The sequence below is a fragment of the Puerhibacterium puerhi genome, assembly GCF_009846865.1.
Lineage (GTDB): Bacteria > Actinomycetota > Actinomycetes > Actinomycetales > Cellulomonadaceae > Puerhibacterium > Puerhibacterium puerhi.
Window position 1 is genome coordinate 1 of sequence record NZ_WUWN01000004.1, and the last position, 24,623, is coordinate 24,623.

At 76.3% G+C, this 24,623-nt stretch carries 26 protein-coding genes, 1 pseudogene and 1 riboswitch; of the genes and pseudogenes, 10 read left to right on the forward strand and 17 right to left on the reverse strand.

What is annotated here, in order from left to right; translation table 11 throughout:
- The coding region (locus GSF02_RS03575; protein WP_159792844.1) for a YibE/F family protein at nucleotides 1–1,169 on the reverse strand (1,169 nt) is incomplete at its 3' end.
- Nucleotides 1,170–1,354: 185 nt separating this feature from the next.
- Nucleotides 1,355–1,996, reverse strand: a complete 642-nt coding sequence (locus GSF02_RS03580) for an NAD(P)-dependent oxidoreductase (protein WP_159792846.1) — start codon at nucleotides 1,994–1,996, stop codon at nucleotides 1,355–1,357.
- A 199-nt stretch (nucleotides 1,997–2,195) separates the two neighbouring features.
- Between GSF02_RS03580 and GSF02_RS03585 the strand changes: the two genes are divergently transcribed.
- From GSF02_RS03585 to GSF02_RS03615, 7 genes are all read left to right on the forward strand, one after another.
- Nucleotides 2,196–2,576 carry a winged helix-turn-helix transcriptional regulator gene (locus GSF02_RS03585; protein WP_235915352.1) on the forward strand — a complete coding sequence of 127 codons (381 nt, stop codon included), beginning with the start codon at nucleotides 2,196–2,198 and terminating at the stop codon, nucleotides 2,574–2,576.
- Nucleotides 2,577–2,739: 163 nt separating this feature from the next.
- Nucleotides 2,740–3,438: a hypothetical protein gene (locus GSF02_RS03590; protein ID WP_159792850.1), complete on the forward strand. Its 699-nt coding sequence runs from the start codon at nucleotides 2,740–2,742 to the stop codon at nucleotides 3,436–3,438.
- A 59-nt stretch (nucleotides 3,439–3,497) separates the two neighbouring features.
- Complete coding sequence (locus GSF02_RS03595) at nucleotides 3,498–4,379, forward strand: YcnI family copper-binding membrane protein (RefSeq protein ID WP_159792852.1); 882 nt, start codon at nucleotides 3,498–3,500, stop codon at nucleotides 4,377–4,379.
- Nucleotides 4,376–5,104, forward strand: coding sequence for a copper resistance CopC family protein (locus tag GSF02_RS03600; RefSeq protein ID WP_159792854.1), 729 nt, complete (start codon nucleotides 4,376–4,378; stop codon nucleotides 5,102–5,104). Before GSF02_RS03595 ends, GSF02_RS03600 begins: the two co-directional genes overlap by 4 nt.
- A gap of 99 nt (nucleotides 5,105–5,203) precedes the next feature.
- On the forward strand, nucleotides 5,204–6,142 hold the full coding sequence (locus GSF02_RS03605; protein ID WP_159792856.1) for a cation diffusion facilitator family transporter: 939 nt from the start codon (nucleotides 5,204–5,206) through the stop codon (nucleotides 6,140–6,142).
- Between the two features lie 44 nt (nucleotides 6,143–6,186).
- On the forward strand, nucleotides 6,187–6,771 hold the full coding sequence (locus GSF02_RS03610; protein ID WP_159792857.1) for a hypothetical protein: 585 nt from the start codon (nucleotides 6,187–6,189) through the stop codon (nucleotides 6,769–6,771).
- An 82-nt stretch (nucleotides 6,772–6,853) separates the two neighbouring features.
- Nucleotides 6,854–7,177, forward strand: coding sequence for a DUF5808 domain-containing protein (locus tag GSF02_RS03615; protein WP_159792859.1), 324 nt, complete (start codon nucleotides 6,854–6,856; stop codon nucleotides 7,175–7,177).
- A 72-nt stretch (nucleotides 7,178–7,249) separates the two neighbouring features.
- On the opposite strand, the gene GSF02_RS03620 is transcribed toward GSF02_RS03615, so the two are convergent.
- The 6 genes from GSF02_RS03620 to GSF02_RS03645 all read right to left on the reverse strand — a co-directional run bounded on the left by GSF02_RS03620 (nucleotide 7,250) and on the right by GSF02_RS03645 (nucleotide 11,843).
- Nucleotides 7,250–7,564, reverse strand: a complete 315-nt coding sequence (locus GSF02_RS03620; protein ID WP_159792861.1) for a DMT family transporter — start codon at nucleotides 7,562–7,564, stop codon at nucleotides 7,250–7,252.
- 12 nt (nucleotides 7,565–7,576) lie between these two features.
- Nucleotides 7,577–7,645: riboswitch (guanidine-III (ykkC-III) riboswitch) on the reverse strand.
- Between the two features lie 211 nt (nucleotides 7,646–7,856).
- The gene (locus GSF02_RS03625) at nucleotides 7,857–8,039 is read right to left on the reverse strand and encodes a hypothetical protein (RefSeq protein WP_159792863.1); all 183 of its coding nucleotides are present in this window, start codon (nucleotides 8,037–8,039) and stop codon (nucleotides 7,857–7,859) included.
- Nucleotides 8,040–8,210: 171 nt separating this feature from the next.
- Nucleotides 8,211–8,855, reverse strand: coding sequence for a TetR/AcrR family transcriptional regulator (locus GSF02_RS03630; protein WP_159792865.1), 645 nt, complete (start codon nucleotides 8,853–8,855; stop codon nucleotides 8,211–8,213).
- Between the two features lie 206 nt (nucleotides 8,856–9,061).
- A complete protein-coding gene (locus GSF02_RS03635; protein ID WP_159792867.1) occupies nucleotides 9,062–10,078 on the reverse strand; it encodes a zinc-binding alcohol dehydrogenase family protein in 1,017 nt (338 codons plus the stop codon).
- Between the two features lie 38 nt (nucleotides 10,079–10,116).
- Nucleotides 10,117–11,133, reverse strand: coding sequence for an SLAC1 family transporter (locus GSF02_RS03640; RefSeq protein WP_159792869.1), 1,017 nt, complete (start codon nucleotides 11,131–11,133; stop codon nucleotides 10,117–10,119).
- Nucleotides 11,130–11,843 carry an SDR family oxidoreductase gene (locus tag GSF02_RS03645; protein WP_159792871.1) on the reverse strand — a complete coding sequence of 238 codons (714 nt, stop codon included), beginning with the start codon at nucleotides 11,841–11,843 and terminating at the stop codon, nucleotides 11,130–11,132. The genes GSF02_RS03640 and GSF02_RS03645 overlap by 4 nt, the downstream gene beginning before the upstream one ends.
- 124 nt (nucleotides 11,844–11,967) lie before the next feature.
- Here GSF02_RS03645 and GSF02_RS03650 point away from each other — a divergent pair, with 124 nt between their 5' ends.
- Complete coding sequence (locus GSF02_RS03650; protein ID WP_159792873.1) at nucleotides 11,968–12,852, forward strand: LysR family transcriptional regulator; 885 nt, start codon at nucleotides 11,968–11,970, stop codon at nucleotides 12,850–12,852.
- 111 nt (nucleotides 12,853–12,963) lie between these two features.
- Here the strand turns inward: GSF02_RS03650 and GSF02_RS03655 are convergent, their stop codons facing one another.
- The 3 genes from GSF02_RS03655 to GSF02_RS03665 form a co-directional block, all read right to left on the reverse strand.
- Nucleotides 12,964–14,856, reverse strand: coding sequence for a glycoside hydrolase family 3 protein (locus tag GSF02_RS03655; protein ID WP_408003853.1), 1,893 nt, complete (start codon nucleotides 14,854–14,856; stop codon nucleotides 12,964–12,966).
- Nucleotides 14,853–16,193 carry an MFS transporter gene (locus GSF02_RS03660; protein WP_159792875.1) on the reverse strand — a complete coding sequence of 447 codons (1,341 nt, stop codon included), beginning with the start codon at nucleotides 16,191–16,193 and terminating at the stop codon, nucleotides 14,853–14,855. The genes GSF02_RS03655 and GSF02_RS03660 overlap by 4 nt, the downstream gene beginning before the upstream one ends.
- A gap of 275 nt (nucleotides 16,194–16,468) precedes the next feature.
- Entirely contained in the window at nucleotides 16,469–18,790 is a 2,322-nt protein-coding gene (locus GSF02_RS03665) for an aryl-beta-d-glycosidase (RefSeq protein ID WP_159792877.1), read from the reverse strand.
- A 294-nt stretch (nucleotides 18,791–19,084) separates the two neighbouring features.
- Here GSF02_RS03665 and GSF02_RS03670 point away from each other — a divergent pair, with 294 nt between their 5' ends.
- Nucleotides 19,085–19,309, forward strand: coding sequence for a hypothetical protein (locus GSF02_RS03670; RefSeq protein WP_159792879.1), 225 nt, complete (start codon nucleotides 19,085–19,087; stop codon nucleotides 19,307–19,309).
- 160 nt (nucleotides 19,310–19,469) lie between these two features.
- On the opposite strand, the gene GSF02_RS03675 is transcribed toward GSF02_RS03670, so the two are convergent.
- The 4 genes and pseudogenes from GSF02_RS03675 to GSF02_RS03685 form a co-directional block, all read right to left on the reverse strand.
- On the reverse strand, nucleotides 19,470–20,456 hold the full coding sequence (locus GSF02_RS03675; protein WP_159792881.1) for an IS481 family transposase: 987 nt from the start codon (nucleotides 20,454–20,456) through the stop codon (nucleotides 19,470–19,472).
- 122 nt (nucleotides 20,457–20,578) lie between these two features.
- Complete coding sequence (locus GSF02_RS18500) at nucleotides 20,579–21,151, reverse strand: zinc-binding dehydrogenase (RefSeq protein WP_201308775.1); 573 nt, start codon at nucleotides 21,149–21,151, stop codon at nucleotides 20,579–20,581.
- Nucleotides 21,152–21,230: 79 nt separating this feature from the next.
- Nucleotides 21,231–21,563: pseudogene (locus GSF02_RS19125) on the reverse strand (alcohol dehydrogenase catalytic domain-containing protein); the annotation flags it as partial.
- Nucleotides 21,564–21,761: 198 nt separating this feature from the next.
- The gene (locus GSF02_RS03685) at nucleotides 21,762–22,517 is read right to left on the reverse strand and encodes a ZIP family metal transporter (protein WP_159792883.1); all 756 of its coding nucleotides are present in this window, start codon (nucleotides 22,515–22,517) and stop codon (nucleotides 21,762–21,764) included.
- A gap of 233 nt (nucleotides 22,518–22,750) precedes the next feature.
- On the opposite strand from GSF02_RS03685, the gene GSF02_RS03690 reads away from it, so the two are divergent.
- Complete coding sequence (locus GSF02_RS03690) at nucleotides 22,751–23,071, forward strand: STAS domain-containing protein (RefSeq protein ID WP_159792885.1); 321 nt, start codon at nucleotides 22,751–22,753, stop codon at nucleotides 23,069–23,071.
- Nucleotides 23,072–23,127: 56 nt separating this feature from the next.
- Here the strand turns inward: GSF02_RS03690 and GSF02_RS03695 are convergent, their stop codons facing one another.
- Both GSF02_RS03695 and GSF02_RS03700 read right to left on the reverse strand, forming a co-directional pair.
- Nucleotides 23,128–24,000 (reverse strand): universal stress protein, encoded by an 873-nt coding sequence (locus tag GSF02_RS03695; RefSeq protein WP_159792887.1) that lies wholly within the window; start codon nucleotides 23,998–24,000, stop codon nucleotides 23,128–23,130.
- 177 nt (nucleotides 24,001–24,177) lie between these two features.
- Nucleotides 24,178–24,507, reverse strand: coding sequence for a GyrI-like domain-containing protein (locus GSF02_RS03700; RefSeq protein WP_159792889.1), 330 nt, complete (start codon nucleotides 24,505–24,507; stop codon nucleotides 24,178–24,180).
- Between the last annotated feature and the right edge of the window lie 116 nt (nucleotides 24,508–24,623).

Consider the following 24,623-nt stretch of genomic DNA (forward strand, 5'->3'; position numbering starts at 1 on the left):
GCCGGCGCCCCGCCCGCCGCCCCGCCCGCCTGGGCCACCGGCTCGGGGCGCGGCACCGCGAGCGCCGCGATCGCCGTCGTCGCCGGGATCGCCAGCACCAGCCCGATCGAGCCGACCAGCGTGCGCACCACCTCCTCGGCGATCTCGCCGGAGCTCAGCGCGTTGGCCAGCGGCTGGTCGATCAGCCACAGGTTCATGAGGATCGCCAGCGCCGCCCCGACGTAGGCGAAGGCCATGGTGTAGACGGTCGAGGCGATGTGGTCGCGCCCGATGCGCATCGCCCGGGCGAACAGCACGCGGCGCGGGGCGTGCGGGGCCACCTCGCGCAGCTCCCACACGGCGGAGGCCTGGGTGATGGTGACGTCGTTGAGCACGCCCATGCCGGCCAGCACCAGGCCGCACAGGGCGATCCCGCGCAGGTCGAGCCCGGGCGCGAGCTGGGGCAGCCACATCGCCTCCTCGCTGGAGGCGCCGGTGACGCGGGCGGCGCCGGATGCCCACGCCCCGATCCCCGCCGTGAGCGCCAGCCCCACCAGCGTGCCGAGCAGCGCGGTCGACGTGCGCACCGTGAACCCGTGAGCCAGGTAGAGCACCACGAACATCACCGCCGAGGACGTCACGAGCGCCACGCCCATGGCCGAGTGCCCCGCGAGCAGCGCCGGGATGGTGAACAGCACGAAGACGGCGAAGGCGAAGCCGAGCCCGGCCAGTGCCGCGAGACCGCGCCATCGGGCGACCAGCAGCACGACCAGCACGAACAGGACGGCGAGCAGCGCCAGCGGCACCTCGCGCTGGAAGTCGATGAACGCGTACGGCGCGGGCTCGTCCGCCAGCACGTCGATGTAGAGCGTGACGACCTCGTCGCCCGGCTCGGGCGCGGCGACGCCGTCCTGCCCCTGCATGCGTGAGGCGGTGCCGTCGGCGGTCTCGATCGGGTACGTGCCGGTGGCCTCGTCGAGCGGGCCGGTGACCGTGGCGTCCACGAGCCGGGAGCCCTCCGCGGCCAGCGGCGCGCGCTCGGGGATCTCGCCGTCGTCGGGCCACAGGCTCAGCAGCCCCCAGACGGTCGCGAGGAGGGCCGGCAGCAGGGTGGCGACGAGGACGATCCGCGTCCGGGTGGACGCCGGCGCGGGCCGGGCGGCAGGCGGGTGCGCGTGACCGTGGGGCATGCGGGCAGGGTGGCACGGGCCGACGCCGGGGCGGCCGAGGTGGCCGGGCGCGCCGCCGGCCTCCCGCGTCTGTTCGGCGATTCGTTGGCTGATCGGCGATCCGGATCGCCGATCAGCCAACGAATCACCGAACAGACGCGGCGGCCCTGGCGTACAGACGCGGCTGCGGGATCAGTACGGCGCGATCAGTACGCGATGCCGATCTGCTCGCGGCGGTGGGCGCCCTTCTCGATCTCGTCGACGACCGCGAGCGCGAAGTCGGCGCCCGAGACGTGCGAGCCGCCCTCGGCGTCGAAGATCGCCACCTCCCCGCCCACGCGGTACTCGCCGCGGCGCTCACCCGGGTTGAAGGCGCCGAACGTGGCGGCCGGGCTGACGAGCAGCCAGTCGAACGACTCCGGCGTGCCCTGCAGCGCCGGCACGAGCGCGGCGACCTCGCGGGCCTCGCCGGCGAACTCGGCGGGGACCTGGTCGGTGTCCGCGACGCGCGGGCCGCCCTCCTCCAGGCGCAGCGTGCTCCAGCCGCCCACGAGGACGAAGCGGGCGCCCTCGGCCTGCGCGAGCTCGATGATGCGGCCGTACGCCTCGGCGAGGTGACCCTCGAGGGCGCCGCGCGGCGACAGTGCGCCGACGACGACGTCCGCCCCGCGGACCGCCGTGACCAGCGCGTCGCCCTCGAGCACCTCGCCCTGGACGTAGCGCACGCCGTCCACCGGCGTGGCCGGGACGGAGCGGCTGAGGCTGGTGACCTCGTGTCCGCGGCCCGCGGCCTCGGCGACGATCGCGGCGCCCGCGTACCCGGTGCCTCCGACGACGGTGATGTTCATGCCACGCAACCTTCCTGATCGGTGTGCCGGTGCTCCCGGCGGGTGGATCGACGGCCCGGGCCCTTTCCCCGCGCAACCGTCTTGGTTACCGTAGGAGACCAACTCCCCGATGGGAAGAAGGCACTTCGTGGTAACCACCTCGCCCGCACCCCGAGGCAGCACTGCCGGAGCAGATGGCGCCGCCCGCCCGGACGACGCCGTGCGCCTCGGCGACCGCCCCGAGGGCAACCCCTACCTGGCCGGCTGCCCCACCCGGCACATCCTCGACCGCATCGGCGACCGCTGGACGGTGCTGGTGGTGGGCGTGCTCTCCGAGGGCACCGCCCGGTTCAGCGAGCTGCGCCGCCGCGTCGACGGCATCTCCCAGAAGATGCTCACCCAGACGCTGCGCGAGCTGGAGCGCGACGGCCTGGTCGCGCGCACCGTGCACGCCGAGGTGCCGGTGCGGGTCGAGTACTCCCTCACCGCCGCCGGGCGCAGCCTCACCGGGCCGCTCAAGGCGCTCGAGGACTGGTCGGTGGCGCACCTCGGCGCCGTGCTCACGGCCCGCCAGGCGTACGACGACGGCCGCGCCGCCTGACCCGCTCGCCGAGACCTGAGCTGTGGTCGCCTCGCACGACGCCGAGGCGACCACAAGTCAGGTCTCGGCGTCGGGGCGCGGCAGCGAGCGGGGGCACGGCGCGGGCACGGAGGGGGCACGGCGCGGGCGGAGCGCGGGTGCTCGGCCGCCTAGGGTGGTCCCCGTGGATCGTCTGGTGCGGTGGGTGCGCGGGCTGCTGGTCGGCAGCACCGCGCTCAGCCTCGCCGTCGGCGCCCACGTGCTGGCCGGCGACGGCGTCCCGACGGCGGGCATCGCGCTCGCCGCGCTGGTCGCCACCGTGCTGCCGCCCGCCGTCTGGCTCGCCCGGCGGCCGCTGAGCCTGCCGCGCGTGCTGCCGGTCGCCGCGGCGCTGCAGGTCGCGCTGCACGTCGAGCTGAGCGTGCTCGCCCACGGCGCGCACGCCGGCCACGCCGCGACGGGTGCCGCGGGCGCCGGCCTGCACGCCGGACACGCCGCGCACCTCGACCCGACGGCGCTGCAGGAGCTGCTGCAGCAGCAGTCCGCGCTCACCGGCGGCGGCGCCCACGCGCTGCTCCCCTCGGCGCCGATGCTCGCCGCCCACGCCGCGGCGGTGCTGCTGACGTGCGTCCTCCTGGCCACCGGCGACCGCACGGCCACCTGGCTGCTCACCTGGCTGACCGCCGTCGCGCTGCTGGTGCGCGCGGCCGCGCAACCCGCGCCTCGCGCCCGGCGCCGCGGCGTCGTCGTCGACCCCCTGCAGCCGCGCCGCACCCTCGACCGGCTGGGCGCCGGAGGGCTGCGGTTCCGCGGCCCCCCGCGCGGGATCCCGGCCGCCCGCGCCACGCAAACCGCGCTCGCGGGCCTCGCGGCCGCCTGCTGACCCGCTCCTCGGCCGAGGGGCGGGTGCCCCTCGTACGCCTGAGCCCCAGGAGCTGTCCCATGCACGCACGTCCGACCCTGCGCCGCGCCCTCGTCACGGCCGGCGCGGCCCTGACCCTCACCGCGCTCGCCGCCGCACCGGCATCGGCGCACGTCCGCGTCACCCCCGACGGCGAGGCCGCGGCCGGCGGCTACGCCGTCCTGACCTTCCGCGTCCCCAACGAGTCGGCCACGGCCGCGACCACCAAGGTCGAGGTGGCGCTGCCCACCGAAACCCCGCTGGCCAGCGTCTCCGTGGAGCCGGTGCCCGGCTGGACCGCCGAGGTCGAGCGGGCCCCGCTGCCCGAGCCCGTCGAGCTGCACGGCACCGAGGTCACCGAGGCGCCCGTGCGCGTCACGTGGACCGCCGACTCCGACACCGCCGCCTTGAGCGACGGCGAGTTCCAGCGCTTCACGATCTCGGCCGGGCCGCTGCCCGAGGTCGACGAGCTCCTGCTGCCCACGACGCAGACCTACACCGACGGCAGCGTCGTCGCGTGGGACGAGCCCACGCCCGCGTCCGGCGAGGAACCGGAGCACCCTGCCCCGGTGCTGCAGGTGTCGGCGGCGTCCGACGCCGGGACGTCGGACGCCGTCGCAGGAGCCGGAGCCGGGACCGAGGAGGACGGCGCGGCGGCCGCCGGCACGTCGGCCACTGCCGACGACGGCGGCCCCGGCCTCGGGACCGCCCTGGGCGCGGCGGGGCTCGGCCTCGGCCTCGTGGGCGCCGTGACCGGCACGGTCGCCGTCGCCCGCACCCAGCGCAGGGCCGCAGGGCCCGGCGCCGCGGGCTCGGCCGACGCCGCGCAGGCCCCAGCCCAGACCGCAGCGCAGGCCGCAGCGCAGGCCGCCGCACAGGCCGCAGCGCAGGCCGCCGCGCAGACCACCGGGGAGGCCCGATGACCGCGCTCCGCACCCTCCGCGCGGGCGCCCGGCGCGCCGCCGTCGTCGCCGTGGCCGCTGCCCTCGCCGCGCCCGGCCTGCTCACCCTCGCCGCCGCCCCGGCGTCGGCGCACAACGTGCTGGTCGGCACGAACCCGCCGGCCGACCAGACGCTCGCCGAGCCGCTCGACCAGGTGACGCTGACGTTCGACGACGTCGTGCTCGACCTGGGCGGCGGGGGCGGCGAGGGCGGCGGCGGCACGGCGCTGGACGTGACGGGGCCCGACGGCACCCACCACGCGACGGCCTGCCCGTCCGTCGTGGACACCACTGTCAGCGCGCCGGTGGCGCTCGGAGAGGCCGGCACCTACACGGTGGCCTACCGGGTGGTGTCCGCCGACGGCCACCCGATCAGCGGCCGGTACCAGTTCGACTACGCGCCGCCGGAGGGCACGCCGGCCACCGCGGGCACGGCCGCGGCGGCGTGCGGGGCGTCCGACGGCGCCGCGTCCGACGACGGGTCGGCCGGCCGGTCCGCAGGAGACGCGGGCGGCGCGTCCGACGCCGGCACCGCCGCGCCCGAGACCGGAACCGACGCCGGCACCGCCGACACCGGGACCGCCGCGACGGTCACCGGCACGACCTGGGACGTCAGCCCGGGCGCGGCGATCGGCATCGCGGCGGGCACCGCCGTCGTCGGCGCCGCCGCCGTCCTCGTCGCGCTGCGGCTCGCCCGCCGCCGCTGACACCGCGGGTCGCCCGCCCCGCACCGGGGCGGGTGACCCGCGGCACCGGCCGGTCCGCGCGGCCCGTCCGCGGCTACCGTGGATCCCGAAGGAGGAGGCATGACGCACGGTCACGACCACGGCGCGGCCGGCGCGGCCGGCGCGGGCTCCGCGCCCGCGCAGCGGCGGCGGCTCGCGGTCGCGCTCGGCATCACCGTCACGGTGCTCGTCGCCGAGGTCGTCGGCGCGGCGGTCACCGGCTCCCTCGCGCTGCTGGTCGACGCCGGCCACATGCTCACCGACGCCGGGGGCCTGCTGCTCGCGCTGGTGGCCGCGTCGCTCATGGCCCGCCCCGCGACGTCGCGCCGCACCTGGGGCTGGCGGCGCGCCGAGGTGGTGGCCGCCGGGGTCCAGGCCGCGATCCTGCTCGCCGTCGGGGTGTACGCGCTGGTCGAGGGCGCGCGGCGGCTCGCCGCGCCGCCGGAGGTGCAGCCGGCCGGGATGCTGGTCATCGGCGCCGTCGGCCTCGTGGCGAACGTCGTGTGCCTCGCCGTGCTGGCCGGCGGCCGCACCGCCAACCTCAACCTGCGCGCCGCGTTCCTCGAGGTCGCCGCCGACGCCCTCGGCTCGGTGGCCGTCATCGCCGGCGCCGTCGTCGTGGCCACCACCGGCTGGGAACGGGCCGACGCCGTCGCCGGCATGCTGGTCGCGCTGTGGATCGTGCCCCGCTCCGTGGTGATCCTGCGCGAGTCCGGCGACGTGCTGCTCGAGACCACGCCCACCGGGCTCGACCTGGACGCCGTGCGGGCCCACCTGCTGGCGCTGCCGCACGTGCGGGAGGTGCACGACCTGCACGCGGGGCGGATCTCCACCACCCTGCCGGTGCTCAGCGCGCACGTGGTGGTCGACGACTCCTGCTTCCGCGACGGGCACGCCCCGCAGGTGCTCGACCAGCTGCAGGACTGCGTGGCCCGGCACTTCCCGGTGAGCGTCGAGCACTCGACGTTCCAGCTCGAGCCGGCGGGGCACGCCGCGCACGAGCACCACGAGTCCTGCTGAGCGGGCGACGTCGGCCCCCCGGTGACGTGAACGAGGATGGTCCCGTGCAGGACGCCGGCCCCCACGCCACCCCGGACTCCCCCGCCACGCCTCCCCGGAGGCGACGCCGCCGCGGGCGCGAGCTGCCCGACCTGCCGCCCGAGGCGCTCGCCGAGGCCGTGGCGGACCGCGTGCGCGAGCGGGTCTACGTCACGTTCGCCACGCTCGCGGTGCTGCTCACCCTGGGCGCCCACAGCCACGGGCTGCGGGCGGCGCCGGCGGCCGCGAGCCTGGTCATCACCGCGGTCGGCACGGTGGTGGCCGCGTACGTGGCCGAGCTGATCGCCCACGTGGCCGTGCACGCCGAGCTGCCCGGCCGACTGCTGCTGCGCCGGATGGCCTGGGTGAGCCTCGGCGCCGTGACGACGGCGGTGGTGCCGCTGCTGCTGCTCGGTGCGGCCGCGCTGGGCTGGTGGGAGGTCGGCACGGCGCTGGTGGCCGGGTCGGTGACACTCGTCGCGACGCTCGTGCTGATCGGCTGGTTCGGCCTGCGGCGCGCCCGCCTGCCGTGGTGGCAGAAGCTCCTGGCCCTCGTGGTGCTGGCGGCGCTGGGCACTTTGGTGCTCGTGCTCAAGATGCTGGCGCACTGACGCGGAGGTGGCGACGGCGCGACGCGCTGCGGGAGCGGCCGCCAACAGAGACGATGGAGTCCCCCGACGCGAGGAGGTCACCATGGGCAAGGCCATGACGAAGTCCACGAAGCAGGGCGGGCGCCGCAAGGGCGGGCTGCGCCGGGTCGTCATGCTCACGACGGCCGCGCTCGCCGCGACCGCCGTCGTCAAGGAGCTGCGCCAGCCGAAGGAGCAGCGCAGCTGGCACGGCACCGTCGCCGGCTTCGTGCCGTACGACTTCCGCATGCCGTCCGTCGCCAAGATGCGCGAGCACATGTGGGCCCCGGAGAACCCGCAGGTGCTGCCCCCGCGGGCGTTCGGCGTCGGCTGGGACGTCAACGTCGGCCGGCTGGTCGCGCTGGCGCGGCGCAAGACCGCGAGCTGAGCCCCTCGCGGCTGCAGGACGGGCCGCTGATCAGGCGGCCGGCGCGGTGACGCGCCGGCCGTCGCGCGCAGCTCAGTGCGTGAGCTTGAGCCCGATGACGCAGCCGACGAGCCCGGCGATGAGCAGCAGCCGCACCACGGAGACCGGCTCGGCGCCGGTCAGCATCCCGTAGATCACGGTCAGCGCCGCGCCGATGCCCACCCAGACGGCGTAGGCGGTGCCCACGGGCAGGTCGCGCATCGCGTAGGCGAGGCCGCCCATGCTGGCCACGACGGAGACGCCGAACACGACGGACGGCCAGAGTCTCGAGAAGCCCTCCGAGCGGTCCAGCGCGGTGGCCCACACGGCCTCGAGGGCGCCGGAGAGGACGAGGACGATCCAGGACATGGTGATCACTCCACCGCGCCGTCTTGTCGCACACCGGGTACGGCGCCCTCGTCCGGGAGCCCGCCGACCTCGCGGGGGCTCTGCCCGGGAGGGTGTCACACCGGGGTGCGGGGGTCAAAGGTCGCGGGGTCCGCGAGTCGCCCGGTCCGCCCCTCGCCCGGCGGCCGACCCGGACCCTCCGGTCGGAAGCGATCGTCCGACACCGTCCGGCGCGCCCGGACGAGACGCCGACGGCTGCGCGCCCGTCGCGAGGAGCGCTCCGAGCGTGCGGACCGGTCGCGCGGGCGACGAGTCACGGCTGCTGTCCGCTGCCCCGGACGCGGGCCGCCACGGCCAGCGCGCCGGCGACGAGGAGGAGTGTCGGGGCGGCGATCATCAGCCCGACCTCGAGCGGCGTCGGGGAGTACGGGGCCTCGACCGCGTGCGCCTCGTACACCATGTTGCCCTGCATCACGGCCACCAGATAGGCGACCAAGCAGGCGCCACCTGCGACCAGCGCCGCCCTTGCCGACCTGCGCATCGCTCCCCTACGCGTCACCACCTGCACCGACGTCGACACCGACGTCGGGCCGCGTTCCCGGCTCGCTCACGGTACTGCGCGAGCCCGAAGGATCCCACGCGGCGGTGACGACCGCCGCGGCGGCGCTCAGCGCAGCACGAGCGCCAGGTATGCGCGCAGGTGGGCGGCCATGTCGACCCGCTGGGCCTTGGGCCCGTCCAGCGACATGAGCCACTGCACCTGCAGCCCGTCCATGAGCGCGATGATGGAGCGCGCAGCCTGCGCCGGCGCGACGCCGGGCGCGAGCCCGCCCCGGGCGGCCCGGTCCTCGAACACCTCGGTGGACTGCTCGACGAGCCGCTCGTACCGGCGCCGGAAGTACTCGTGCGCGGGGTGGTCCGGCGTCGTGGCCTCGGTGGACAGCCCGGCGAACAGCTCCACCAGCGGCCGGCGCACCTGGTTGCGCTCGACGATCCGCACGAGCGCCTCGAAGAAGTCGGTGCCGCGCGCCAGGTCCTCGGCGAACGCCGCGTCGTCGACGGCGTCGCGGTACTCGAGCACGGCCTCCAGCAGGGCGGCCTTGGTCGGGAAGTGGTGCAGCAGGCCGGGGTGGGAGATGTCGGCGCGCGCGGCGATGTCGCGCAGCGAGGCGCCGTGGTACCCCACCTCGGCGAACGCGAGGATCGCCGTCTGGATGATCTCCGCGCGCTTGGCGCGGCCCTTGGCGTAGCCGCGCCCGCGGCCGCCGGGGGTCGGAGCGCTCGCCGTCTCCGCCGTGGTGCTCGCGGACATGCCGTCTCCGATCCGTCGTCCCTCGACGGCGCCGAGGCGGCGCCGCCAGAGGAAAACCCTACCGTGCAGACGGTTTCCGTCGGGACACCCGCCCCGGGCGACCCCGCCGGACGTCGTCGTGCACCCCGTGGTGGGTACGGGACACGCCGGCGGATCCGCGGATCTGCCGGCGTGTCCTGTACCCACGACGGGAGGGGGTGGGGCGGTCAGGACCGGTGCACCACGACCTTGCCGATCGCGCCGCCGGACGCGACGATCTCGTGCGCCCGGCGCAGCCCCTCGGCGTCCAGCCCCGCGATCCGGGTGCGGACCGTCGTGCGCAGCTCGCCGGCGTCGACCAGCCGGGCCACCTCGTCCAGCAGCCGGCCCTGCTCGGCCATGTCCGGCGTGCCGAACGCGGCGCGGGTGAACATCAGCTCCCAGTGCCAGGCGATCGACTTGCGCTTGAGCGGCATGAGGTCGAGGCGCTGCGGGTCGTCGATGGCGGTGATGTGCCCGAACGGCCGCACCACCTCGGCGAACGCCTCCACGTTGCCTGCCGAGTGCGCCGTGAACAGCAGGTCCACGCCCTGCGGCGCGACCGCGCGCACCTGCGCGACGAGGTCGCGGTGGTCGACCACGTGGTCGGCGCCCAGCGACTCCACCCACGCGCGGCTCTCCGGCCGCCCGGCCGTGGCGATCACCGTCAGGCGGGTGAGCCGCTTGGCGAGCTGGACCAGGATCGAGCCGACGCCGCCCGGCGCGCCGACCACCAGCAGCGTGCCCTCGCTGTCGGCGGTGACCCCGAACCGGTCGAACAGCGTCTCCCAGGCGGTGATGGCCGTCAGCGGCAGGGCAGCCGCCGCCGCGTGGTCGAGGCTCGCGGGCTTGTGGCCCACGATCCGCTCGTCGACGGCGTGCAGGTCGGCGTTCGTGCCCGGGCGGCCGATGTCGCCGGCGTACCAGACCTCGTCGCCGACGGCGAAGCGCGTCACCCGGTCGCCCACCGCCTCGACGACGCCCGACGCGTCCCAGCCGAGCTGGCGGGTGCCGCTGCGCAGCGAGCCGCGCGACTTGGTGTCCACCGGGTTGACCGACACGGCCTCCACCCGCACCAGCAGGTCGTGCGGGCGCAGCTCGGGGACGGGGACCTCGCGGGCGACGAACGCCTCGGGGTCCTGCAGGGTGCGGCCGGCCTGCGCGAGGTAGGCGGTCGTGGTGGCCGGGGTGGTGTGCTGCGACATGGGGGGTCCTTCCGGGATCGAGGGGTGGTGACGAGGGGTCATCGTGCGGCGCGGGGCCGCGGGCGGAGCAGGGCGAGCGAGCGGACGCCGACGGTCCCGACGACGGCGGTGGCGGCCGCGACGACGAGCCAGCCGACGACGGCGCCGGAGGCGGACCCCGGCGCCTGGGTCGCCAGCCGCAGGGCGTACGTGGCGCTCGCGGCGGCGGTGAAGGTCAGCGCCCAGAACCCGATCGCGAACGGCTGGCGCAGGTAGCGCCGCACCAGGAACAGCTGCGGCGCGAGCAGGGCGACCATGGTGCCGAGCAGCAGCTGGTGCACCACCGGCGTCGCCGCGCCGTCGATCGCCCACCAGGCGTTGCCCGCCACGGCGGGCGGGGCCGAGAAGATCGCGAGGGTGGGCAGCAGCCCGCCCGGCACCTGCGGGCCGGTGGCCAGCCGCGCGAGCAGCGCCGCACCGATCAACACCCAGAACAGCAGGCCGACGCCGAGCGCCGCGACGGCGGCGGCGCGCTGCCCGACGGTCGCCAGGGACTGCGCCGCCACCAGGGACGCGGCCACCGACGGCAGCAGGTACCCGCCGTGCAGCGCCGCGAGGTCGCGGGGCCGGGTGAGCAGGTCGGCCACGAACCAGGCGAGGAAGGCCAGGGCGGCCGCGGCGGCGAGGTCCACCGCGACGGTGGCGGCGACCCTGAGGGGCCCGACCCCGGCGGCGTGGGCGGCGAGCAGCGACGCCGTCGTCGGCACGAGCGCCGCGAACGGGCCGAGCACCGGGTGGCGTAGGTCCTCGCCCAGGTCCCGGGGCGAGCGCAGCCGCGCCGCGTAGCGCACCACGGTGGTCATCCAGACGACGGCCGCGAGCGCCCACAGCGCCTCGCCGACCGCCCGGGGCGCGCCGAGCTGCGCCGCCGCGGCGGTCCACGTGCCGGCCAGGCCGGACAGGCCGAAGGCGATGCCGAACGTGTTGAGCGGCAGGCGCGGCCGCGCGGGGCGGCCCGCGGGCGTCTCCCGGGGCTCGGCGGCCGGAAGGGCGGACAGCTCCTGGACGGCGCTCATGCCACCCGCTCCCCACCGTCGACGTGCAGCGTGGTGGCCGTGACGAACGGGTTGCGCAGGGCGAACAGCACCGCGTCGGAGAGGTCGGCGGGGCTGCCGACGCGCCGTGCCGGGTTGCCGGCCGCGGTGCGCGCGAAGAACGGCTCCTTGTCGGCACCCATGCCGTCCCACGACCCGGAGTCCACCACGCCGGGCGACACCGCGACGACGCGCACCGGCGCCACCTCGACGGCGAGCGCCGGGGCCAGGGCGTCCACCGCGCCGTTGGTCGTCGCCATGACCGTCAGCCCCGGCGCCGGCCGCGCGGACACGTACCCGGAGAACAGCACGAGCGCTCCCCCGGCCGGCATGCGCGGGGCGAGGTGCTTGGCGAGCAGCAGGGGGCCGATCACCTTGGCCCGGAACGCATCGGTGACCGCCTCGGCGTCGAGCCGCCCGAGCGGGCCGTTCGCGTGGTCGGCGGCCACCGAGACGACGTGGTCCACCGCGCCGAGGCGCGCGGCCAGCGCCGCCACGGAGTCCTCCACGCCGACGTCCAGCGTCTCGGGCGTCACGCCGGCGCCGAGCTCGGCCGCCGCGCGCTGCGCCGCCTCGGGCCGGCGGCTGGTCAGCACCACCCGGGCCCCGGCTGCGGCGGCGTCGGCGGCGACCTGCCGGCCCACGCCGGACGTGCCGCCCACCACCAGGACTGTCGTTCCCTCGAGATCCACGATCCCTCGTCCTTCCAGGATGTCCGGCGGGCGTCCCCCGCCGTCGCCCGGTGCAACCGCCTCGCCTGTGCCGACAGTCCCTCGACGCCATCGAAGTCCGAGGGCGTTGCGATAACTTCTGCTTATGCCCTCGCTCCGCGCCCTCGAGTGCTTCGTCGCGGTGCTCGACGACGGGTCGTTCTCCCGCGCCGCGCGCCGGCTGTTCCTGTCGCAGCCCGCGCTGTCCCACCACCTCGCCGCGCTCGAGCGCGAGGTGGGCACCACGCTGCTGGAGCGCCACCCCGCCGGGGCGCGCCCGACGGCGGCGGGCCGCGCCGTGGAGCCGGCCGCGCGGCAGGCGGTGGACGCGGCGCGGCGCGTGGTCAGCACCGGGCGGGCGGCCGCCGCGGGCCGGGCCGGGCACGTGCGCCTCGGGTGCGCGGAGAGCATGACCGGGCCGCTCGTCGCCCCGTACGCCCGGCGCTGGCTGGCCGAGCGGCCGGAGGTGTCGCTCGACATCGTCGAGGCGCCGAGCGCCGACACCCTCGCTGCCGCGCTGCGCGCCGGGGAGCTCGACGTCGCGGTGGGGCCGCCGCCGTCGGACCCCGTGGGCGAGGTGCACCTGGTCGGCGAGGAGGACGTGCTGCTGGTGTGCCCGCCGGCGCACCCGCTCGCCGCGGCCGGCGCGGTGGGGTTCGCGACGCTCGCCGGGCACCCGGTGGTGCACTACGCGCCGGAGAACGGGCTGGCCGCCTGGCTGGACGCGCTGGCGGCGCGGGAGGGCGCGGTGCTGCACCCCGTGACCCGGGTGCGGCACGCGACGTCGGCCGCGCAGCTGGCGGCGGCGGGGCTCGGCGCGGCGCTCGTGCCGCGCACCGCGCTGCCGGACGGGCTGGACGCCGTCGTGCGGCGGCTCGACCCGCCGCTCGTGCGCCGGGTGGTGGTCCAGGTGGCACGGCCGCAGGACGCGCTGGCGCAGGCGTTCGCCCGCGGGCTCGCCGCGCGCGGGATGCCGGGCGGCGAGGCCTGACCGGCCGCGGGCAGCGCGCCCCCGTCCCCGTCCCCGTCACCTCGTCGGGGGTACAGGACACGCCGGGCGATCCGTGGATCGCCCGGCGCGTCCTGTACCCCCGACCAGGGGTCAGGCGATCGAGAGCCCGTCGCCGAACCGGAACAGCGGGTCGGCCGTGTCGAACGGGACGTCCTCGCGCGACGCCTCGACCGCGGCCATGGAGCGCGGCAGGTCGAACGGCAGCCGCCCCTCGGGCGGCACGGTGCCGGTGAGCGCGTCGAGCAGCGCGGGCAGCCCGGCCCCGAAGTTCACGACGACGGTCGCGGCCGCCTCCACGAGCGGGGCGAGGATCGCCGGCCGGTCGAGGTAGACGTCGACGATCGTCGGCACCCGGGAGGCGACGTCGCGCACGTGCGCCACGACGTCGGCCGGGAACTCCAGCGACCCGGCGTGGAAGAAGCTCTCGAAGCCCGGCCCGCGCTCCTCGAACGGCGCCTTGAGGCGCAGCAGCGCGACGTCGGCCTCCTTGGGGGCGGCCACGAGGGTGTCGCCCGCCCCGAGCGACTCGCCCTCGGCCAGCCCCTCGACGTAGACCCGCAGGCCCGCGGCGAGCGGCAGCCGGGCCGCGCCGTCGGCGGCGTTCTGCAGCACGGTCACCGCACGCGACTGCGCCCGGCGCCCGGCGGCCACGAGGTCGGGGTGCCCGACGACGCGCTCGGCGGCGTCCTCGTCCACGTAACGGCGCTCGTCGAACAGCCCGAGCACGAACTTCTCGGCCAGCAGCCGGCGCACGGAGACGTCCAGGCGCTCCTCGCTGACGCGGCCCGAGCGGACCAGCTCCACCACCAGCTCGGGGCAGGCCTCGCCGCCGAGCTGGTCGGCGCCGGCGTCGAGGATCTTGGCCACCCGCTCCAGCGGCGTCAGGTGCTCCACGCCCCAGGCTCGGGCGGGGAACGGCCGGCCGAACATCTCGACGTCGGTGACCAGGCCCCAGTCGGTGCAGATGATCCCGTCGAAGCCGAGCCGCTCGCGCAGCAGACGCGTGAGGATCTGCTTGTTGAAGCCGAACCCGACCTGCTCGATCGGCTCCGGGCCGTCGCCGAGGTCGACCTCGAGCCCGACCGGCATCCCGTAGTACGGCATCATCTGGCGCGTCCCGGCGGCGATGAGCGCCGGGAACGGCAGCAGGTGGGTGCCGAAGGCGCCGCCGGGGTAGACCTGCTCGCGCCCGTACGGGAAGTGCGGGTCCTCGCCGTCCTGCTGCGGGCCGCCGCCCGGGAAGTGCTTGGTCATCGTGGACACCGACTCGGGGCCGAAGCCGCCGTCCAGGCCCGCGGCGCGGGCCACCTCGCCGGTGGCCTGGAAGCCGCGCACGTAGGCGGCGCCGAGGCGGGCGGCGAGGTCGGCGTCCTCCCCGAAGGTGCCGCTGGCGCGCGCCCAGCGGGGCTCCGTGGCGAGGTCCACCTGCGGGTGCAGCGCCGTGCGGATGCCGACGGCGAGGTACTCCCGCCGGGCGGCGTCCGCGTGCTCCTCGACCAGCCGCTCGTCGCGCACGGCCGCCAGGCCGAGCGTCTCGGGCCACTGCGAGAACGGCCCCGACAGCAGGGCGGTGCCCGGGTTGTCGGTGAACGCGTTGCGCGGGTCGGTCGAGACGGTGACCGGGATGCCCAGGCGGGTCGACGCCGCCAGCCGCTGCAGGCGGTTGTGCCACGCCGCGAACTCGCGGGCCGTGCGCGGGGCCGCCAGCACGTTGAGGTGGGTCATGTGCTTGCCCACCACCATGCTGCTGGTGGCCTCCACGCCCATGGGCGAGCCGCCCTCGGCGAGCTCGCCGCCGGGGCCGATCTCCACCATGGTCTGGAACAGCTGGCCGGCCTTCTCCTCGAGCGTCATGCGCCCGAGCAGGTCGGCGACGCGCTCGGCGACCGGGAGCGACGGGTCGCGGTAGGCCGCGTCGTCGGGCACGGGCGGCAGGTCGGCGCCGGCCGTGGTGCCGCTCGCGGCGGCGTCGGTCGTCGTCACTTGGTCCCCTTGATGAACATGGTGCTGACCGCGCCGAGGATCACGATGACCGCGCCGATCCCGAACAGGGCCACGTAGTTGTTGCCGTTGTCGCCGGCGGCGGCGCCGACGGCGAGGAGCATCGGCGCGAAGGCCGGGGCGAGCGACTGCGGCAGCGCGTTCGCGATGTTGAACACGCCCATGTTCTTGGCGGCCTCGGTCTCGCGGTTCGGCAGCACGTCGGTGACCAGGGCCAGGTCGACGGCGAAGTAGGCGCCCAGGCCGGCGCCGAAGAGGCCCGCGCCCAGGTAGAGCACGCTCGGCGCGCCGGCGAACGCGAAGACCACCAGGCCGGCGCCGGCGAGCACCGTGGAGACGATGACGAAGATCTTGCGGCGGCCGGTGCGGTCGGACAGGTACCCGCCGAGCGACGCGGCCACGAGCAGGACCACGGCCTGCACGACCATGAGGCGCAGCTGCCAGCTCAGCGCGGTCGGCTCGTCGAAGCCGAAGCGGTCGAGCATGAAGTACAGCTGGTAGTTGTTGTAGAGCGCGAAGCCGAACAGCATCATGAAGCGGCCCGCGAACGCCCAGCCGAAGTCGGGGTGCTTGCGCGGCGAGATCCAGAAGCCCTTGACGAACCGGCCCAGGTGGAAGCTGCCGGCCTCCTCCTTGGTGAGCCGGCGGTCCTTCAGGACGGCCACCAGGGCGACGACGCCCACGATCGCCAGGGCGGTGGGCAGCAGGATCATCAGCGACGGGGCGGTGCCGGCGCCGGCCAGGACAGAGGCGATCGCGACGCCGACGAGCGGGGCGACGTTCTGCGCGATGCCCAGCCAGCCGGAGACCTTGGCACGCTGGCTCTCGCCCACCTGGTCCGGCAGCACCGCCTGCAGCGCGGCCTGCGTGCCGTTGAAGGCGGTCTGCGTGATCGCCCAGCCGACGACGACGACGGCGATGCTCGGCGCGAACGCGATGATCGCGAGGCCGACGGCGCCCGCGAGCACGCCCCACAGCAGCCACGGGCGGCGCATGCCCAGGCGCGACGTCGTGCGGTCGGACAGCGCGCCGGCGAGCGGGTTGGCGACGAAGGCGAAGAAGGCGCCGACGCCCGTGACGAGGGCCAGGTCGGCGGCGCGGGTGTCGGGGCCCGACAGCGCGTTGACCTTGACGGCCAGCGTGCTCATCACCGGGGTCAGCAGCGCGATGTACAGCGCGAAGAACGCGGCGACGTAGGCGATGACGAGCCCGTTGCCGGCGCGGACCTCGGGGGCCGGGGCGCCGACGGTGGCCGCGGGGATGCTCCCCGCGGTGGACGTCGCGTCGGCGACCGCGGGCTCGGGAGAGATGGATGCCATGGTGACTCCTTCGTCCGGGGCATCGGGCCCCGTTCCAGATCGGCGACCGCCGTGGCCGCCGAACCCCTACCGGGTGGTAAGCCGGAACGCTACCACCCGGTGACATTCAGCGCCACAGCCTCTGACCTGCGAAGACGCCGCTGACGTGCGCGCTCGCGACGCGCGAAGGCCCCGTCCCGCACGGTGCGGGACGGGGCCTTCGGAGGTGGCGCCGACCGGGCGCCGACCGGGCGCCGACCGGGCGCCCAGGCGGCGTCCAGGCGGCCGCGCGCTGGTCAGGCGTTGGCGGCCGCCAGGAGCTCGCCGAGGCGGGCGCGGTCGAAGCCGGCCATGCCGAAGTCGGCGATGACGGCCAGCGGCATGTCGCCGACCATCGCCAGCAGGTCGTCGGCGAAGGCGCCGGAGCCGTAGACGACGTCGCGCACCTGCTGGCCGACGCGCGGGTCGGCGAGCGCCTCGGTGACCGTGGACAGCTCGTGCAGCGGCAGGCGCACGTCCTCGCCCTCGACCTCGACGGTCACCGCGCCGCGCAGGTCGCGCGACGAGGCGCCGACGGCGATCACGAACTCGCCGCCCTCGACGACCCAGCGGCGCAGCACCGGGTGCCAGTACGACAGCGCGCGGGCGTCGAGGTCGAAGGCGACCTCGCGGGACTCGCCCGGCTCGAGCGCCACCTTGGCGAACGCCTTGAGCTCGCGCTCGGGGCGCTGCACCTGCGACTTCGGGTCGGCCACGTAGACCTGGACCACCTCGGCGCCGGCCCGGTCGCCGGTGTTGGTCACGCGGGCGGTGACGCGCACGCCCGCCGCGGCGCCCGAGCCGGTGACCTCGGCCGCGACGGCGTCGTACGCGAACGTCGTGTACGACAGGCCGTGGCCGAACGGGAAGGCGACGTCGATCTTGCGGGCGTCGTACCAGCGGTAGCCGACGAAGATGCCCTCGCCGTAGCGCACGTGGCCGAGCTCGCCCGGGAAGTTGCCGTAGGACGGGTTGTCCTCGAGGCGCACCGGGATGGTCTCGGCGAGGCGGCCGGACGGGTTCGCCGCCCCGAGCAGCACGTCCGCGACGGCGGCGCCGGAGGCCTGGCCGCCGAGCCAGCCCTCGACGATCGCCGGGGCCAGGTGCTGCCACGGGGCCACGGTGACCGCCGAGCCGTTGGACAGCACGACGACGACCCGCGGGTTGGCCGCGGCGACCGCCTCGAGCAGCGCGACCTGGTCGGCGGGCAGGTCCATGTGCTCGCGGTCGTAGCCCTCGGACTCGTACGACGCCGGCAGGCCCAGGTGGACGACGACGGTGCGGGCGGCCTCGGCGACCGCCACCGCCTCGGCGCGCAGCGCCTCCGCGTCGGTGCCGGAGCCGTTGTCCTTGCCGTCGACGGCGTAGCCGGCGGCGAACGGGACGTCGACACCGGTGGCGGCGCGCAGCGCGGTCAGCGCGTCGTCGAGCCGGGTCGGGTTGACCTGGGAGGAGCCGGCGCCCTGGTAGCGCGGGGTGCGGGCGAGCTCGCCGATGACGGCCAGGCCCTCGCCGCCCGCCAGCGGCAGCAGCGGCGCGGCGGCGCCGTCGTCGGACGCCACGGCGTCGTTCTTCAGCAGCACCGTGCCGGCAGCCGCGGCCTCGCGGGCCAGCGCGTGGTGCTCGGCGACGTCGAAGGTGCCGGGCTCGGCGAGCGCCGGCTGGGCGCGCGAGACGAGGTGCAGCACGTTGCGCACGGCGGCGTCGACGTCGGCCTCGTCGAGGCGGCCCTCGCGGACGGCGGCGACGACCTCGGCGTCGGTGCGCCCGCCGCTGGACGGCATCTCCAGGTCCAGGCCGGCGGCGACGGCGGCGACGCGGTCGCGCACGGCGCCCCAGTCGGAGACGACCAGGCCCTCGAAGCCCCACTCGTCACGCAGCACCTCGGTCAGCAGCCAGTGGTTCTGCGAGGCGTAGACGTCGTTGACCTTGTTGTACGAGCACATGACGGTCCACGGCTGCGCCTGCTTCACGACGCGCTCGAAGGCCGGCAGGTAGATCTCGCGCAGGGTGCGCTCGTCGACGTCGGACGACACGCGCATGCGGTCGGCCTCCTGGTTGTTCGCCGCGTAGTGCTTGAGCGACGTGCCCACGCCCTGCGACTGGATGCCCTGCACGAGCGCGGCGCCGAGCTCGCCGGCGACCAGCGGGTCCTCCGAGAGGTACTCGAAGTTGCGGCCGCACAGCGGGGACCGCTTGATGTTGATGCCCGGGCCGAGGAGCACGGCCACGTCGTTGGCACGGGTCTCGCGGCCCAGGGCCTCGCCGACGCGGCGCAGCAGCGCGGTGTCCCAGGTGGAGCCGAGCGCGGCCGCCGTCGGGAAGCAGGTGGCGGGCACGGAGTTGCCGATGCCCAGGTGGTCGGCCGACTCCGCCTGCTTGCGCAGGCCGTGCGGGCCGTCGGTGACCATGACGCTCGGCACGAGCCTCTCGCCGTCGCGCTCGACCGGCTGGGTGTGCCAGAAGTCGACGCCCGAGAGCAGCGACGCCTTCTCCTCGAGGGTGAGCTCGGCGAGCACGCGCTCGGTGTCGAAGGGCTTGCCGGAGGCGGTCGCCGGAGCCGCGTCGGTGGTGGTCATGGGGACGCTCCTCGTCGTCGAAGGGTGAGGTGCCCGCCGGCGGAGGAATCCCTACCGTGCGGTAGGAGTCAAGGTACACCGCGGCGCGGCGGATGCCCACCGGCCGGGCGGCGACGGCGGCGCGTCGTCCGGGCGCCGCGACGTCGCCGCAGGTGACGGACGTGCGCCCGACGCCGCGGCCGTCGCGAGGTGCGGGCGCCGCGCACGCGTGGTGGCGTGGGTCACACGCACGACCCGCACCGCACCACGCGCGGACCACACCGCACAGCACCACGACGACGAGAGGGCACCACCGTGATCAAGAAGCTCGCAGAGATGGGCGTGAAGTCCGAGTACGCCTACATGGCCGGGTTCGCGTCAGTCGCGTTCACCTGGGTCTCCTGGCTCGTGTCCCGCGGCAAGCCGAGCGACTCCCGCGCGCAGTCCGACCGCTGGGGACTGTTCGTCGGCGAGTGGGCTCCCACGTTCTTCGCCATCGGCACGGCGCTGCGCCTGGAGGAGCAGGACAAGGAGGGGTGAGCCGGCGGCAGCCGGCCCGAGGGCACGACGACGCGCCGAGGGCACGGCGGCAGGGCCGCAGGGCACGGCGGCAGGGCCGCAGGGCACGGCGGCAGGGCCGCAGGGCACGGCGGCAGGGCCGCAGGGCACGGCGGCAGGGCCGCAGGGCTGCGCAGGACGCCTAGGTGTACTGACCCGGCAGGTTGGTCAATCGGGTGATGGGGGGCTTGTTCCCGCAGGCGGTGTGGGGCCGGTGGTAGTTGTACTGGTGGATCCATGCTGCCAGGGCGGCGCGGCGTTCGGCTTCGCAGGTGTAGCAGCGGGCGTAGCCCCAGCCGTCGGCCAGGGTGCGGTGGAAGCGTTCGATCTTGCCGTTGGTCTGCGGGCGCCGCGGCCGGGTGCGTGAGTGCTTGATCGCCAGGTCGGTGCAGGCGTCACGCCACAGGTGGGAGCGGTAGGCCGAGCCGTTGTCGGACAGGACTCGTTGGGTGGTGATACCGCGGGCGGCGAACCACGTCACGGCCCGGCGCAGCACCCCGGTGGCGGTGGTGGCGGTCTCGTCGTCGTGGACCTCGGCGTAGGCGACCCTGGAGTGGTCATCGATCACGGTGTGCACGAACGCGTGACCCATCTTGGGGTTGTGGTGCTTGCTCTTCGGTTTGCCGGGCGTGGCGGCCCGGTTGCGGTCGCCCTGGGCGCGGCCCACGAACCGCCACCCGCCGCCGTCGGGGATGTTGCCGAGCTTCTTGACGTCCACGTGCAGCAACGCCCCGGGGGTCGCGTGCTCGTAGCGGCGCACCGGCTGGCCAGTGGCCCGATCGACATGCGTCAGCCGGTTGATCCGGCAACGGGTCAGCACCCGGTGGGCGGTCGAGGGCGCCACCCCGGTCAGCGCGGCCAGCTGGACCGGCCCGAGGCGTTTGCGTAGCCGCAGCGCCACGATCCGGCCCGTGGTGGCCCGGTCGGTCTTGGCCGGCATCCGGTGCGGCCGCGAGGACCGGTCGGTCATCGGCTGACCGGCCGCATACCGGGCGGCCCACCGCTTGACCGTGGGCCAGGCGCACTGGAACCGGGCGGCGACCTCGGCGATCGGAACCTTCTGATCGACGACCAGCCGGGCGACCGTCAGCCGGGCCCGAGGGGTCAAAGCGGCATTAGCGTGGGACACGAGGGCCTCCTGTCAGCGGAGCGGATTCCTAGGCAGTTCCACTCCACCGCGGGAGGCCCTCCCGCGCCAACACTCAGATCAACGCATCACACCCACTCGACCAACGTCCCCGATCAGTACACCTAGGGCACGACGACGAGCCGGCCGCGCACGCCTCCGGCCTCCAGCAGGCGGTGGGCCCGGGCGGCGTCGGCGAGAGGGATCGTCGCCGCGACGCGCGCCGTGGGCGGCCCGGCGGCGAGCAGCCGGTTGACGGCGACCGCGGCCGTGGCGAGGTCCGCCGTCGTCGCGTTGCTGATCGCGAACCCGCGCACGCTCGCGTCGCGCGCGTAGAGCGCGCCGCCCGGCAGGCTGACGGTCGTGTGCAGGCCCGCCGAGAGGATGACCCGGCCGCCGCGGCGCAGCAGCGGCACGGCGGCGGCCACGTCCTGGCGCCCGCTCGTGTCCCACCAGACGTCGACGCCGTCCGACGCCCCGTCCCGGGCCAGCACGGCCCGGACCTGCGCGGGCAGGTCCGGGCCCGTGTGGTCGACGACGGCGTGGGCGCCGAGCGCGCGCCCGCTCGGCGTCGCGCGGCGACGTCGTCGCGACCACCCGCGCGCCCGCCTCGGCGGCGAGCCGCACGGCGGCGGCGCCCACCGCGCCTGCCCCGCCGCCGACCAGCACTGTCTCTCCCGGCCGCAGCCCGGCCACACGCACGAGCCCGAGGTGGGCGGTCGCGGCGCCGTGCAGCGCGGCCGCCGCGGTGACCAGGTCGACGCCGTCGGGCAGGTGGTACAGCCGGTCGGCGGGCACGACGGCGTACTCGGCGAGCGCGCCCTGCCGCCCGCCGTGCCCGAGGCTGTTGCACCACACCCGGTCGCCGACGTCGAACCCGACCGCGCCGGGGCCGGTCTCGACGACCTCGCCGACGAGGTCGCGGCCGAGCACGAACGGCATCGGCGTGGGCGTGCGGTACGCGCTCGAGCGGACGAACAGGTCGACCTGGTCGACGCCGCTGGCCGTCATGCGCACCAGCACGTCGGTGGGGCCGGGGCGCGGGGTGGGCAGCTCGCCGTGCTCGATGAGCTCCGTGCCGCCGAGGGCGCGCACGAACGCCGCGCGCATGGTGGGCGGGGCGCTGGTCACGGACCATCCCTACCCCGGGCCCCGCCCGACGACAACACCGGAGCATCCGGAGGCCGGCACTGCCGGCACGGCCGACACGGCCAGCACGGCCGACACGGTCGACGGCTAGGGAAGTGGGACGAAACCCTGCGAGTTTCGTCCCACTTCCCTGGCCGTCGGCGCGGGTGGGGCGGCGGGTCAGGCGCCCGCCTGGCTCAGCGCAAAGGCCACGAGGAAGCCGACGGCGGTGATCAGCCCGGTCGCCAGGTGGGCCCGCTCGAACGCCTCGGGGATCATCGTGTCGGCGATCATCGCGAGGATCGCGCCCGCCGCCACCGCGGTGATGACGGCGACGGCCAGCGGCGGCGCCACGCCCGCCAGCAGGAACCCCGCCGCGGCCGACGCCGCGCAGACGACGGCGATCGCGCCCCACACCCCGAACACGTAGCCGGCGCTGCGGCCGGCCCGCTTCATCCCGACGACGCTGGACAGCCCCTCGGGCACGTTGGAGATGAAGATCGCCGCGATCAGCGTGGTGCTCACGCCGCCGCCGGTCACGAGGCTCACCCCGAGAACCACGGACTCGGGGATGCCGTCCAGCAGCGAGCCGATGGCGATGGCGACGCCGCTGCCCGCGTCGTCCTGCTCGGCGGGCTGCTGGCCCCCGGACCGCTTGCGGTGCCGCCCGCCGAAGCGGGACACGACGGCGTTGGCGCCCGCGTAGGCGGCGGCCCAGCCGAGGACGCCGACGACGGTCGCCACGGTGCCGCCGGTCTCCTGCGCCTCGAGCGTCAGGTCGAACGCCAGCGCCGAGATCAGCACGCCGGCGCCGAACGCCATGATGCTGGCGCTGACCCGCTGCGGCACCCGCACGAACCACGCGATCAGCGCCCCCAGCACCAGGGCCGCGCCCCCGAGCAGTCCCCACGCCCCGGCTTCCCACCACGTCGACATGGGCTCCACCGTGCGGCGCCCCGCCCGGGCACGCACCTCGCACCGGTCCCGCCGTGCCGCGTCGGCGCACGTCACCGCCCCTCGCCACGGCGTGAGCACCGTCCGCGGGGCCGCGCGCCCGGGCTGCGAACGGGGCGCAGAGCGCGAAGAGTGGGTAGCGACCGGGGCGCCCGCCCTCGTCGACCCTCCGAGCGAACCGGCGGCGGACCACCGCCGGTGGAGAGGCCGGGGCCATGCTGCTGCTCGCGGAGGACCAGGCGCTGCAGGGCGGGATCGACGTGTCCGCGGGCGCGTGGTCGTTGTGGGGCGAGGTCGACCAGGCCGTGGTGCGACGGGTCGAGGGCCGCGTGCACGAGCACCTCGCGCACGTCCACGGCACGCTGCGCGTCGACACGTCCCGGGTCACGTTCCTCGACTCGGCCGGGCTGCGGCTGCTGTGGAGCGCCGTGGGCCAGGTGGGCCGCGTGGTGATCGTCGGGCTCAGCCCGGCCGCACGCGACCTGCTGGAGCTCACCGGGACGATCGACATGTTCGAGGTCCGCCCCGAGAGCTAGCCCGGGCCCGCGCGCCCCTCGCCGGGCACGTGCGGTCCGGGCGGCACGCGCCCGGGTCACGACTCCGTGCGGGTGTGCACGACGACGACCGGGCACGGCGCGCGCCGCAGCAGGACGTCCGGCACGGAGCCGGGCGCCCGCGCCGCCGCCCCCGGGCGGCGACGCCCCCCGACGACGAGCACGTCGGCCGGGGTGACCGCGTCGAGCAGCACGCCGGCCGCGCCGCCGCGCCGCACGGCGACCGTCCGGTCGACGTCGGTGTACTTGTCGGACCAGCGTTCGAGCAGGTCGCCCATCTGGTCGTAGGCGAGCTCGCGGCGCAGGCGCGCGTAGCTGCGCACGTCGGCGATCGCCTCGTCCGAGCCGGCGGCCGGGATGGCGTGCACGAGCTGCACCCAGCAGCCGGCGCCGCGGGCCTCGGCGAAGGCGAGGTCGAGCACCGCGCTGGGGTCGTCGTCCGGGTCCACGCCGACGACGACGCGGGCGGGCGCGCCGGTCCGGCTCCCCCGCGGCACGACCGCCACCGGCCCGTAGGCCATCGCGCCGGTGGCCGCGGAGACCGACCCGAGCACGAACCGCTCGAGGCCCGCGACGCCGCTGCGCCCGACGACGACCAGGTCGGCGGTGCGCGAGTGCTGCACCAGCACGTGCGCCGGTGCGCCCGGCTCGAGCCGCAGGCCGACGTCCGGCCGCATCTCCTCGACGCCGGAGGCCTGCTGCACGACGCGCAGGGCGGCGTCGCGGCTCTCGCCGCGGACCGCGGCGTCCCCGCCGGCGGGCGGTGGGGCGTACGGCAGGTCGTAGGCGCACACGGCCGTCACCTCGGCGCCGTGCCGGGCGGCAGCGCCGACCGCCCACTCCAGGGCGCGCCGGCTGTCCGCCGACCCGTCGACGCCGACGACGACGCCGCCGCTCCAGGTGCGCTCCATCGCCCCGCCCCCCCTCGTCCGCGCCTCGCCGGCGCCTCGCCGACGCCGGCTCTCCCAGCGCGTCGCCGGCACGCCGCCGGCGGCTCGCCGTGCGACGAGGCCAGCCAACCGGCGCCCCGACGCCGGGCGTAGGACCGGCGGACCCGCCCCGGCCGGGCCGATGGTCCCGTCGCCGGGTCAGGGGGCGGCGGCCCCCGACGCGCTCACCGGCATCACCAGCCGCGTGCGCCAGGCCGCCGGGTCGGGGTCGGACGACGGCCCGGACTCGTAGAGCTCCCAGGACTGGTCCAGCGGCTCGAGGCCGTGCCGGCCGAGCCAGGCCACGAGGCGGTCGTAGGCCCGCCCGAGATCCTCGTACGCCCCGACGTGGACCGTCTCGGCCGCGCGGACGGCCGGCAGCGCGTCGGCCACGAGCCGGCCCTCCGGCACCTGCTCCCGCCGCAGCCGCTCGGCCGGCACGGCGTCGACCAGGGGGAACCCCACCTCGACGTCCACGGTGTCCCCCACCACGCCGCGGTAGCGGGCGTACGGCGGGCCCCGGCCGGGGCGGCGCCGGTGCGCCGCAGCAGCTCCGCCACGGCGAGCACCGCCCGCGCGACCGTCGACGGCAGGGCGTCCCGGCG

Excerpts from the sequence above, each read along its gene's own strand:
- GSF02_RS03580 (WP_159792846.1), bottom strand. The coding sequence starts at position 1,996 with ATGAACATCACCGTCGTCGGAGGCACCGGGTACGCGGGCGCCGCGATC.
- GSF02_RS03595 (WP_159792852.1), top strand. The coding sequence starts at position 3,498 with ATGCACGCACGTCCGACCCTGCGCCGCGCCCTCGTCACGGCCGGCGCG.
- GSF02_RS03600 (WP_159792854.1), top strand. The coding sequence starts at position 4,376 with ATGACCGCGCTCCGCACCCTCCGCGCGGGCGCCCGGCGCGCCGCCGTC.
- GSF02_RS03605 (WP_159792856.1), top strand. The coding sequence starts at position 5,204 with ATGACGCACGGTCACGACCACGGCGCGGCCGGCGCGGCCGGCGCGGGC.
- GSF02_RS03615 (WP_159792859.1), top strand. The coding sequence starts at position 6,854 with ATGGGCAAGGCCATGACGAAGTCCACGAAGCAGGGCGGGCGCCGCAAG.
- GSF02_RS03620 (WP_159792861.1), bottom strand. The coding sequence starts at position 7,564 with ATGTCCTGGATCGTCCTCGTCCTCTCCGGCGCCCTCGAGGCCGTGTGG.
- GSF02_RS03630 (WP_159792865.1), bottom strand. The coding sequence starts at position 8,855 with ATGTCCGCGAGCACCACGGCGGAGACGGCGAGCGCTCCGACCCCCGGC.
- GSF02_RS03635 (WP_159792867.1), bottom strand. The coding sequence starts at position 10,078 with ATGTCGCAGCACACCACCCCGGCCACCACGACCGCCTACCTCGCGCAG.
- GSF02_RS03640 (WP_159792869.1), bottom strand. The coding sequence starts at position 11,133 with ATGAGCGCCGTCCAGGAGCTGTCCGCCCTTCCGGCCGCCGAGCCCCGG.
- GSF02_RS03650 (WP_159792873.1), top strand. The coding sequence starts at position 11,968 with ATGCCCTCGCTCCGCGCCCTCGAGTGCTTCGTCGCGGTGCTCGACGAC.
- GSF02_RS03660 (WP_159792875.1), bottom strand. The coding sequence starts at position 16,193 with ATGGCATCCATCTCTCCCGAGCCCGCGGTCGCCGACGCGACGTCCACC.
- GSF02_RS03665 (WP_159792877.1), bottom strand. The coding sequence starts at position 18,790 with ATGACCACCACCGACGCGGCTCCGGCGACCGCCTCCGGCAAGCCCTTC.
- GSF02_RS03685 (WP_159792883.1), bottom strand. The coding sequence starts at position 22,517 with ATGTCGACGTGGTGGGAAGCCGGGGCGTGGGGACTGCTCGGGGGCGCG.
- GSF02_RS03690 (WP_159792885.1), top strand. The coding sequence starts at position 22,751 with ATGCTGCTGCTCGCGGAGGACCAGGCGCTGCAGGGCGGGATCGACGTG.
- GSF02_RS03695 (WP_159792887.1), bottom strand. The coding sequence starts at position 24,000 with ATGGAGCGCACCTGGAGCGGCGGCGTCGTCGTCGGCGTCGACGGGTCG.